The sequence below is a fragment of the Burkholderia sp. Ac-20344 genome (assembly GCF_017104975.1).
Taxonomy (GTDB): Bacteria; Pseudomonadota; Gammaproteobacteria; order Burkholderiales; family Burkholderiaceae; genus Burkholderia.
Genome location: NZ_JAAGPP010000066.1, coordinates 37477 through 46165 on the forward strand (window position 1 = coordinate 37477; position 8689 = coordinate 46165).

At 66.5% G+C, this 8689-nt stretch carries 8 protein-coding genes and 1 pseudogene; 6 read left to right on the plus strand and 3 right to left on the minus strand.

Features of this window, described 5'->3' with window-relative positions; genetic code table 11:
• The first annotated feature begins 89 nt into the window (after positions 1-89).
• The 3 genes from G3N64_RS20675 to G3N64_RS20685 all read left to right on the plus strand — a co-directional run bounded on the left by G3N64_RS20675 (position 90) and on the right by G3N64_RS20685 (position 2739).
• Positions 90-1556 carry a winged helix-turn-helix domain-containing protein gene (locus G3N64_RS20675; protein WP_205785587.1) on the plus strand — a complete coding sequence of 489 codons (1467 nt, stop codon included), beginning with the start codon at positions 90-92 and terminating at the stop codon, positions 1554-1556.
• Positions 1557-1626: 70 nt separating this feature from the next.
• Positions 1627-1998, plus strand: a complete 372-nt coding sequence (locus tag G3N64_RS20680; RefSeq protein WP_205785588.1) for a response regulator — start codon at positions 1627-1629, stop codon at positions 1996-1998.
• A gap of 99 nt (positions 1999-2097) precedes the next feature.
• The gene (locus G3N64_RS20685; RefSeq protein WP_205785589.1) at positions 2098-2739 is read left to right on the plus strand and encodes a response regulator; all 642 of its coding nucleotides are present in this window, start codon (positions 2098-2100) and stop codon (positions 2737-2739) included.
• 93 nt (positions 2740-2832) lie between these two features.
• On the opposite strand, the gene G3N64_RS20690 is transcribed toward G3N64_RS20685, so the two are convergent.
• On the minus strand, positions 2833-3654 hold the full coding sequence (locus tag G3N64_RS20690) for an alpha/beta hydrolase (RefSeq protein ID WP_205785590.1): 822 nt from the start codon (positions 3652-3654) through the stop codon (positions 2833-2835).
• A gap of 552 nt (positions 3655-4206) precedes the next feature.
• Here G3N64_RS20690 and G3N64_RS20695 point away from each other — a divergent pair.
• Both G3N64_RS20695 and G3N64_RS20700 read left to right on the plus strand, forming a co-directional pair.
• Complete coding sequence (locus tag G3N64_RS20695; protein ID WP_205785591.1) at positions 4207-4632, plus strand: DUF3331 domain-containing protein; 426 nt, start codon at positions 4207-4209, stop codon at positions 4630-4632.
• 341 nt (positions 4633-4973) lie between these two features.
• Positions 4974-6764 carry a winged helix-turn-helix domain-containing protein gene (locus G3N64_RS20700; RefSeq protein WP_205785592.1) on the plus strand — a complete coding sequence of 597 codons (1791 nt, stop codon included), beginning with the start codon at positions 4974-4976 and terminating at the stop codon, positions 6762-6764.
• A gap of 112 nt (positions 6765-6876) precedes the next feature.
• Here G3N64_RS20700 and G3N64_RS20705 read toward each other — a convergent pair whose 3' ends face one another.
• The gene (locus G3N64_RS20705) at positions 6877-7785 is read right to left on the minus strand and encodes a LysR family transcriptional regulator (protein ID WP_205785593.1); all 909 of its coding nucleotides are present in this window, start codon (positions 7783-7785) and stop codon (positions 6877-6879) included.
• 74 nt (positions 7786-7859) lie between these two features.
• Positions 7860-8141: a XapX domain-containing protein gene (locus G3N64_RS20710; RefSeq protein WP_205785596.1), complete on the minus strand. Its 282-nt coding sequence runs from the start codon at positions 8139-8141 to the stop codon at positions 7860-7862.
• A 313-nt stretch (positions 8142-8454) separates the two neighbouring features.
• Between G3N64_RS20710 and G3N64_RS20715 the strand changes: the two are divergent.
• Positions 8455-8689 (plus strand): annotated as a pseudogene (locus tag G3N64_RS20715) (hydrolase); the annotation flags it as partial.

The following is an 8689-nucleotide window of genomic DNA, read 5'->3' on the forward strand; positions in this document are numbered from 1 at the left end:
GAAGGGCAGGACAGAGGGGGCCGCCTTGCAAGGCGGCGCACGGTTTGACGCAGCATGGGCGGGTGCGGATCATGTACAGGTTCGGTCGGGTGGCGGTATCCCTTGAGCGCCGCGAAGTCTACGTCGACGGGCAGCCGCGATATGTCGGCGCTCGCGCCTTCGAGATTCTCGAGCTGCTGGTGAAGTCGGCCGGCAGGCTCGTATCGAAGGAAGAAATCATGCAGGCCGTGTGGCCGCAAACGATCGTGGTCGAGAACAATATCCAGGTGCACGTGTCGACGCTGCGCAAGCTGTTCGGCGGCAAGCACGGCTGGATCCGGACGGAACCGGGCCGCGGATATCGCCTTGCCGCGCCGGTCGATCTTTCCCGCGCCGAGCACGAGCCGGAGCGATGCGACGCGGCAGCCGGCGCACGCACCGGCGGCGTATCGCGCAAATGCCCGCTGATCGGCCGGGAGCGCGAAGCGGCCGAGCTGCACACGCTGCTCGAACGCGAAGCGCTCGTCACGCTGGTCGGGCCCGGCGGCGTCGGCAAGACGCACCTCGCGCAGGAAGTCGTCGCGGCCTGGTCGGCGGGGTGCGGCGTCGAGTCGATCCGGCTCGATCTCGCCGGCCGGCCGGGCGGCGCGACGCTCGAATCCGCGGTGCTGGACGCACTCGGCGCGCCGGGCAACCCGGCCGCCGAGCCGGCGGACGTCGTGCGCGCGATCGGCGGGCGGCGCGTCATGCTGGTGTTCGACAATGCCGAGCAGCATGTCGATGAACTCGCGGATCTCTGCGAAGCGATCGCGGCGGGCAATACCGGCGCGCTGCTCGTGGTGACGAGTCGCGAACCGCTGCGGGTCGCCAGCGAGCACGTGTACCGGGTCGGGCCGCTGCCGGTGCCGCCGCCCGGTGCGAACGGCGACGAGATCCTCGCGTGCGGCGCAGTCCGCATGTTCCTGGCGCGCGCGCGCGCGATGGGCACCGACATTTCCGCGGATACGCAGACGCTCGACGCGATCGCGACCATCTGCCGCCGCCTGAGCGGCTTGCCGCTCGCCCTCGAACTCGGTGCGGCCCGGGTGGCATCGCTCGGGATCCAGGGATTGGCCGCCGATCTGGACAAGTCCGTCCTGTCGCTGTCCGGTGGCCTGCGTACGGCCCATCCTCGCCAGCAGACCCTCAGGGCCACGATCGAGTGGAGTTACCGGTTGCTCGACGATGCGGAGCGCATCGTGTTTTGCCGTCTCGCGGTGTTTCCGGATGCGTTCCGGCTCGATGCGGCGTGCGCGCTTGCCGTCTGCGACGAATCGGCCGCCGATCAGGTGCTCGACTGCGTGGTCAGCCTGGCGTCGAAATCGCTGCTGGTCGTCCATTCCGTCGGGCTGTCGAAGCGCTACTCGCTGCTCGAGGTCGTGCGCGCCTTTGCGCTCGAGAAGCTGGCGGAGTCGGGCGAGGCCGGTCGCGTGTACGCCCGGTATGCGTCTTTCGCGGCGGAGGAACGCGCGGATGGGCTGCAGCCCGCGACGGTCGCGGCCGCGCAACCTGCGCCCGAGCTCTGGCGGTGGGCGTAATACGTCTGTCGATACCGCTCGAGCGGCGTCGCAATGTTCCGGATTGACAAGGATTTCGGGTTTTCATTACATGGGCATTGTTTGCGTCATCGATGACGATGCGTCGGTTCGCAAGAGTCTCGCCAGCCTGTTGAAATCGGCTGGCTATACGGCGTTGCCGTTTGCATCGGGCGAGGCATTCCTCGCGAGCGGCCCGCCGGGCGATGCGGTTTGCGTGCTGATCGACTTGAAGATGAAGGGGATGAGCGGCCTCGACGTTCAGCGCCAGCTGGTTCAGCGCGACGCGACGATTCCGGTCATCTTCATGTCGTCGCACGGCGATGACGAATCGGTCCGGCGCGCATTCGCACAAGGCGCGGTCGCGTTTCTGCGCAAGCCGTTTTCATCGGACGATATGATCGATCTGATCGACCGGCTCGCGGCGGGCGGGCGCCCGGCGTGACGCCGTCGGCCGGCCACGCCGCGGTTGCGTGGCGTTTTCGCGGGGCGCCGGGCTCGTTTATCATTCGGGCATCAACGGAACGCCTACACAGGGAAAGCAATGGCAAGCACGCCGGACATGACGTCGATCGTCTATGTGGTCGACGACGACGAAACGCTGCGGCGCGCATTGAGCGGGCTGTTGCGTTCGGCCGGTTTTCGCGTCGAGACCTTCGCGTCGTCGCAGGCGTTTCTCGCGTTCGAGCGGCCCGATGTGGCGAGCTGCCTGATCCTCGACGTGCGTCTTGCCGATGAAAGCGGGCTGGCGGTACAGGAGGAAGCCGCGCGCACGGGGCTGAACGTGCCCATCCTGTTCATGACGGGCTACGGTGACGTCGCCACCACGGTCAAGGCGATGAAGGGCGGCGCACTCGACTTCCTGACGAAGCCGTTCGCCGACGATGCGATGCTCGATGCCGTCGGCCGCGCACTGGCCGGGGATCGCGAGCGCCTCGTGCGCGATCGCGCGCTGCGTGTGTTGCGCCACGCCTATGCGTCGTTGACGCCGCGCGAACGCGAAGTGATGAGCCATGTGGTCGCGGGTCTGATGAACAAGCAGATCGCGTCGCATCTCGGCCTGCAGGAAATCACGGTGAAGGTGCACCGGGCGCAGGTCATGAAGAAGATGCAGGTGCGCACGCTGCCCGACCTCGTGCGGCAGGCCGAAGCGCTGGGCGTGCGCCCCGGCGGCGCGCCCGATTGAGCCGACGCGCCGGCCGCGAGCGAGCGGCGCCGGCCTGAAAAATCCTGAAACAAGCTGAAGGGCGCGCCGGCCCGGCGCGCCGTGCGGTGACGCTTACGCCTTCAGGAACGCGAGCAGTTCGGTATTGATCCGGTCCGCGTCGACGACGCACATGCCGTGCGCGCCGCCGGGGATGACCTTGAGTTGCGCGTGCTTCACGATCTTCGCGGACAGGCGCGCGGAATCGTCGATCGGCACGATCTGGTCGTCGTCGCCGTGCAGGATCAGCGTCGGGACGTCGATCTTCTTCAGGTCCTCGGTGTAGTCGACCTCGGAGAATTCCTTCACGCACAGATACTGGCCATACACGCCGCCCATCATCCCTTGCGACCAGAATGCGTCGATCGTGCCCTGCGATACCTTGGCTCCGGGACGATTGAAGCCGAAGAACGGCACCGCGAGATCCTTGTAGAACTGCGAACGGTTCTCGGCGACGTTCTTGCGGATGCCGTCGAATACGTCCATCGGCAGGCCGCCGGGATTGGACGGGGATTTCACCATCTGCGGCGGCACGGCGCCGATCAGCACGGCCTTCGACACGCGCTTCGTGCCGTGACGGCCGATGTAGTGCGCGACTTCGCCGCCGCCGGTGGAGTGGCCGACGAGCGTCGCTTCGCGCAGGTCGAGCGCGTTCATCAGCGCGGCGAGGTCGTCCGCGTAGGTATCCATGTCATTGCCCTGCGACGGCTGGCTCGACCGGCCGTGACCGCGGCGGTCGTGCGCGATCACGCGGTAGCCGTGCTGCACGAGAAAGAGCATCTGGGGATCCCAGGCATCGGCGCACAGCGGCCAGCCGTGGGAAAACACGACCGGGCGGCCGGTGCCCCAGTCCTTGTAGTAGATCTGCGTGCCGTCTTTCGTGGTGATCGTGTTCATCGCATGGGCTCCTTGATGGGCGGAAGAGGCGTGTGTGGGGGCGGCAGCGGCGGCGGCGGCCGGCAGCGCGGCGGCTGCGACGGCGGTCGCGCCGGCGAGCAGCATGTCTCGGCGGCGCGCCGAGGGGACGGCGTCGATATCTGCGGGACGCATTGAAGCTCCTTGAACGTGCGGTGGAACGATGCCGCGTGGAATGAATATCCGGCTGCCCGCATGCGGCAATCTCGCCGGCAGTCGGCGTGCAATCGCGCTCGTGCACCGGCAGGCGCCCGAGGGGAGCGAACGAACGTCGACGGGAGCCTATCGCGTGGTCATGCGGCCTGTACTGAAATCCGGCTGAATTTTCATGAACGGGTCATGCCGCGCGCCGCGCGTGCGGGGTTTCCAGAAGAATTAAGCCGGCGAATCAAGACTCTTCAGCGGCCGCCCGCTATCGTCAGCATCGAGCCGTCCCGTCGCGGGTCGCTGCCGGTTCGTGTCGGCGGGTCACGACCGCGATGGGCACGGGTGCGAACCGTCCGAATCTCTCGCCATTTGCCTGGATATGCCGCCATGGACGCTTTCGATCGCTGGGAGCACGTAATGACGCTGCTCGATCCGTCGCCCGGTGCAAGCCGCTGCGCGCCGTCGAATCTTCGCGACCGCGACGTCGCGCGCCGCCGTCATCGCGACGATGCACGCGGTGCGTCCAGCGGTGGCGCACGCCGCCGGTGCGCGATCGTCGCGATCGAGCGGCAGACCGATTCGTCGGTACTCGTGTCGTGGAGCGATCCGACGCACTGCCGGTACGACGAGCAGCGCTGGATCAGCGCAAAGTCCCGCTCGCTGGGGCGTTGCGCATTGACCGGCCAGCCGATTCGCACCGGCGATGCGATCTACAAGCCGCAATGGCGCGGATCGAAGCGTCCCGCGAATTGCTGGGAGGCGATTCTCGCGTCCGAACTGGAGCGGTTCATCGTCAGGATGACCTGTTCGTAACCAGACCCGTCCCGAATCGCGCACGAGGGCTGTGCAAACGTCGCGCGCCCGGATTCCCGTATCAGTCGAAACGGGAGAAAAATGAAATGCCGAATCGGCGGTCGTTTTTTCATGAATGAACGATTCACCGGTGAATCGCTGCGTCCCGTGGCCCGCATGGATGACGCGGCGTCGTGTCGCGTAGAGCGGGCGCGCGGCGCACGGATTGCGACCATTCAAAAAATTTGCTCCTTCGGTTCTAATCATTCGAATCAATATACGAGGCAAATACCGTAGCATGGGGGTCAAATCGGTGTCGCTTTTGAGCGGGCATCGATACATGCCATTGATTAGACATTCCCATGATCCGCATTGGAACACTTCACGTCTTTCTCGACAGACGTGAAATTCGCGCGAACGGAAAACTGTTGCGCATCGGCAGCCGGGCCTTCGAAATTCTCGAACTCCTGATTCAGGCAAATGGCGCGCTGGTCTCGAAAGACGAGATCATGCGGCGCGTATGGCCGCACACGATCGTGGAGGAAAACAACCTGCAGGTGCATATCGCCTCGTTGCGCAAGGCGCTGGCCCGCGACCGGGATCTGATCGTCACGGTGCCGGGGCGCGGCTATCGGCTCGTTGGCGGGCACGCCGAAGGCGGCGCTCCCGTGCGTCCCGCGACGTCGCGGCTCGCGTCCGCGCCGACGGCGCTCGTGGGGCGGGAGCGGATGGTGGCCGACGTCCTCGCGGCGCTCGACGCGTCGCGCGTCGTGACGCTGGTCGGTGCCGGCGGCATCGGCAAGACACGCGTCGCGATCGAAGCCGCGATCCGGGCCGAGACGCGCTTTCCGGATGGGGCGGCGTTCGTGTCGCTGGCGACGGTTGCGTGCCCGCAATTCGTTCCCGCCGCGCTGGCGGCCGCCCTGGACATCCCGCTGCCGGCCCGGTCGCCAACGCTCGAAGCGGTGCTGGCAGGCGTCGCGCATCGCAGGATGTTGCTCGTGCTCGACAATTGCGAGCATCTGCTCGACGCCGCCGCGCGGATCGCCGCCGTGTTGACCGAGTCCGATACCGGGCTGCGCGTGCTGGCGACCAGCCGCGAGGCGCTTCGCATCCACGGGGAGCGGCAGTGTCCGGTTCCACCGCTCGATGTCCCGGGCGAGCGCGCCGGTGCAGCCGAGGCGCTGGGCACGAGCGCGGTGCAATTGTTCGCGGCGCGCGTGCGCGCTGCCGACCCGCGCTTTCCGCTCGACGAACGCAGCGTGCCCCTGATGGTGTCGGTTTGCCGACGTCTCGACGGCCTGCCGCTGGCCATCGAACTGGCCGCTGCCCGCGCGGCCGTGCTCGGTATCGACGTGCTGGCCGCGCATCTCGACGACCATTTCAGGTTGCTGACCAGCGGTTTTCGCACCGCATTGCCGCGTCACCGGACGCTACAGGCCATGTACGACTGGAGCTACCGCCTGCTCGGGGACGCGGAGCGCGTGCTGCTGCGATGGCTTGGCGTGTTCCGCGACGGCTTTTCGATCGATGCGGTGCGCGACGTCGCCGGAACGACGGGCGCAATCGACGCGGATCTGCTCGATACGATCGCCGGCCTCGTGTCGAAGTCGCTCGTGAGCGTCGACGATGCACATGGCGTGCCGCGCTACCGGCTGCTGACGACGACGCGCGCCTACGCGCTGCAGCAGCTCGCGAACAACGGCGAATGCGCGGCGGCCGCGCTTGCGCACGCGAACTACTTCCATCGGTTGTTCGCGCTGGCGCCGGACGGCGACGGTTCGCCGGCCGGATCGCGGCTCGATCTGGTTCGCAGCGAACTCGGCAATCTGCGCGCGGCGCTCGACTGGGCATTTTCGCCCGGCGGCGACGCGGAGACGGGCATCGCGCTGGCGGCCGTGGCGGTGCCGTGCCTGTTCGACCTGTCGTTCGTCGACGAGTGTCGGGAACGTGCGCGCGCGGCGCTCGATGCGATGCGGGACCCGGATGCGACCCCGGCGCGTGCCGATGCACGTGTCCGGCTGCTGGCCGCGTATGACGCGGCGCTCGCGCGATCCTCCGGGGCGAGCGGAGCGGTTCACGACGCGTGGCCGCAAGCGGGTGCGCTCGCATGCGAGACTGGGGAGACCGAACTGCTGCCGCGCGACCGATGACGGCGCGCGCGGCCGGCGCATTCACGCCCTTGCGCCCGATGCAGGGCGCTGTAGGCGCGCCCCGGGAAGCCGATGCCGTGCGCTCACGGTTCGTCGGGCCGATACCGCGGGATCACGCAAGCGCGAGGAACCGGTCGACGAGATCGGGCCGATCGAACTGCTCGACCCACCAGTGCAACGCATGGCCGGCTTCGTCGTCGCGCCACGCGAGATAGCACTGCGTGGTGTCGCGCATGCCGCTCACCTGGCGGGCGACGAGCTTGCCCTGCACGATTGCGCGAGCCGCGATGCATTCCGGAAGCATGCCCACGGCGAGTCCTTCGCACTGCGCGGCCAGTTTGGCGGCCAGGGTGGGTACCGCGAGTGTCGGCTGCCCGGCATTGACGGCGATCGAGCGCGGCTGCAATTCGCGCGACGTATCGCTGATGACGGCGCCGCGATGCTCGACGACCGACGCTACCGCCAGCGGTTCGGGCAGCGCGGCGAGCGGATGGGTGGGGGCGACTGCGAACACGTGCCTGAGCGTGCCGATCGGTCGCGCAACGATGCCCGGCAGTTCCGGCGGCTCGCCCGCCGCGCCGACGATGAGATCCGCGCGGCGCGAAACCAGTGCGTCCCAGGTACCGCCGAGCACTTCGGTGGAGAGCCGCAGCCGCGTGTTCATTTCCAGCGCGTAGAACGCATGCACGTAGGGCCATAGTGCGTCGAACGGCAGGATCTCGTCGATACAGATGCGTACCTCGGTTTCCCAGCCTTGCTGCGCGCGCTGCGCCTTGAGTTCGAGCTGTTCCGCCGCATGCAGGAGCCGCCGGCCTTCTTCGACGACGACGCGACCCGCATGCGTGAGCTTCGCACGGCGTCCGCTGCGGTCGAACAGTACGACGCCGAGGTCGCTCTCGAGCTTTTGCACGAGGTAAGTCAGGGCCGACGGTACGCGATGCAGCCGTTCCGCGGCTTCGGCGAACGTGCCGGTGCGGTCGATCGCGTCCAGCGCTTCGAGCGCTTCGAATGACAGCTTCATGTTGGATTTCACAGGCGGGCGTCGGGCTGCCATGTTACCGCCGGAAATCGCTTTGTCCAGTCAATGACGATCCGTCATGTCGGCGTCGAGCCGCGGTGTTTCGCCGCGGCGTTGGACGGCTGGGCGCCGGGCAGCGAGCCGAACATGTGCTGGTTGCACTTCGCCTCGCTCCATGCGGCCTTCAGGTGGATGCCTCCGAGCATCCGGCGAGCGACCGGCAGGATCTGTTCGCCGGCGAGGATGCCCAACAGGCCGGCCAGCGCAATGGTGGGCGGAGCGGGCGATGGCACGCCGATCAACGCGTACACGGCGCCGGCGAGAATGCCGGCCAATAGCGATGAAATATACGGTTTCATAATATAAATTGAAGTGAATGACAACCGTTTGGAAATGTTCGGATAAATCCGGGTCGATGAGCGGACGTAGTCGGGGAATAGCCTATCAGGTCAATGCCGGTGGGGCGTGTCAATTCAATTGATTTAAGAAGTTTTCAGGAATTGTTTTAAGGATGTTTTTAAACAGAACGATTAATTGGCATTGCTGGAGGTTTCCGTATTGAATGGAGCAGGTTGGCAGGAAAACCTCCCAGCGCAGCGCATCGGGCGCCCCAACCCCGGCTTGCCGGCGAGGCCGGCTTTATTCTTCTCCACGTCAAAGGACATGACCGCCATGAGCAATCCGAAGCTTGAAGTACTGACTCCGCAGAACAGCCAGCTGATCTTCATCGACCAGCAGCCGCAGATGGCATTCGGCGTGCAGTCGATCGACCGCCAGGTACTGAAGAACAACGTCGTCGGGCTGGCAAAGGCCGCGAAGGTATTCAACATCCCGACCACGATCACGACGGTCGAAAGCGACAGCTTCTCGGGTCATACCTATCCCGAGCTGCTCGACGTATTCCCGA

Bases quoted from the DNA above. Each gene is read 5' to 3' on its own strand.
- G3N64_RS20680 (WP_205785588.1), top strand. From the start codon at position 1,627: ATGGGCATTGTTTGCGTCATCGATGACGATGCGTCGGTTCGCAAGAGT.
- G3N64_RS20695 (WP_205785591.1), top strand. From the start codon at position 4,207: ATGGACGCTTTCGATCGCTGGGAGCACGTAATGACGCTGCTCGATCCG.
- G3N64_RS20705 (WP_205785593.1), bottom strand. From the start codon at position 7,785: ATGAAGCTGTCATTCGAAGCGCTCGAAGCGCTGGACGCGATCGACCGC.
- G3N64_RS20710 (WP_205785596.1), bottom strand. From the start codon at position 8,141: ATGAAACCGTATATTTCATCGCTATTGGCCGGCATTCTCGCCGGCGCC.
- G3N64_RS20700 (WP_205785592.1), top strand. From the start codon at position 4,974: ATGATCCGCATTGGAACACTTCACGTCTTTCTCGACAGACGTGAAATT.
- G3N64_RS20690 (WP_205785590.1), bottom strand. From the start codon at position 3,654: ATGAACACGATCACCACGAAAGACGGCACGCAGATCTACTACAAGGAC.
- G3N64_RS20685 (WP_205785589.1), top strand. From the start codon at position 2,098: ATGGCAAGCACGCCGGACATGACGTCGATCGTCTATGTGGTCGACGAC.